This window comes from Collinsella sp. BG-O-102 (assembly GCF_023656745.1).
In the GTDB taxonomy this organism is placed as follows: domain Bacteria; phylum Actinomycetota; class Coriobacteriia; order Coriobacteriales; family Coriobacteriaceae; genus Collinsella.
The window spans coordinates 1-1,170 of the sequence record NZ_JAMOKO010000045.1 but is presented as its reverse complement, the minus strand read 5'-3'; the positions used below and the strand labels follow the sequence as shown (position 1 = coordinate 1,170).

General features: G+C 70.9%; 1 protein-coding gene. It reads left to right on the top strand.

The window, feature by feature from the left end; genetic code table 11:
• A partial coding sequence (locus NBH09_RS09965; protein ID WP_250787864.1) for an IS30 family transposase occupies positions 1 to 808 on the top strand: 808 nt, incomplete at its 5' end.
• Positions 809 to 1,170 lie beyond the last annotated feature (362 nt).

Genomic DNA, 1,170 nt, shown 5'->3' with positions numbered 1-1,170 from the left:
CAACGGCGGCCCGGTGGACCTGTCGCCGTCGACCATCTACCGCTGGGTCTCGGCGGGCTACGACGGCATGACCAACATGGAGCTCAGGCGCAAGGTCGGCTACAGGCCGAGGAAGCGCGCCGCGTGCCGGGCGGCGACCCGCCACTCCGCCCGCAGGTCACATGCCGCGTTCCTCGCCCTCGGGGAGGACGCGTGCGCCGCGGCCTGGGAGATGGACACCGTCGAGGGGGCCCGGGAGGACTCCGCCTGCCTGCTCACGCTGCTGCACCGCCCCAGCAGGCTCCAGCTCGCGCTGCCGCTGGAGGAGAAGACCGCCGGGTGCGTCGCGGGCGCCCTGGAGGGCGTCCGGGCGGTCCTCGGCGCCGACGGGACGCGCCGCGTGTTCCGCGCCGTGCTCACCGACAACGGCCCCGAGTTCTCCGACGAGGACGCGATCGCCGCGCTCATCGGCGAGGGGCAGGGCGAGACGAGGCTGTTCTACTGCGACCCCCGGCGCAGCGACCAGAAGGGCGCCTGCGAGCGCAACCACGTCGAGATCAGGAAGCTGCTGCCCAAGGGCCGCGGCCTCAGGTTCGACCGGCTGGCCCCGGCGGACCTGTCGCTGGCGATGTCGCACGTGAACTCCGAGCCGCGCGGCGCGCTCGGCTTCGCGACGCCCGCCCGCGCCTTCCGGGCGATGCTCGGCGCCGACGCGGAGGCGCTGCTGGACGCGTACGGCGTGGAGGACGTGCCCGTCGGCGAGCTCGACCTGACGCCGGGGCTCATCGCGCGGGCGCGCGAGGAAAGGGGCGATGCCCCGCTGTCCTAGCCTGAAAGGGAAAAACGGAATAGGCGGACCGACCGTTCGGCTGAGTCTGGGAAGAGGTGCCGGGCGGCGGGCGGAGCATGGCCACCGGACCCATCGAAACACATCTCCACCGTTCCTTCAACTGGGAAAATGCCGCCCCCGGGCCCCGGGAGGGCCGCGGGGGCGTTCGGCTAGGTGCGGGAACGGCCTATTTGCTCAATGTGTTCGGCTGAGATCGGAAATCAACCAATAAATCAGGAGCCTTGATTCTCATTTTCATTGCAACAGCCTCAGGACTCAGCGCAACGCGTTGCGCTGAGTCCTGAGGCGCGAATCCGGGTAGGCAACCCCAGAGGGGCCGGAATCCCCCGGCCCGCGATGGA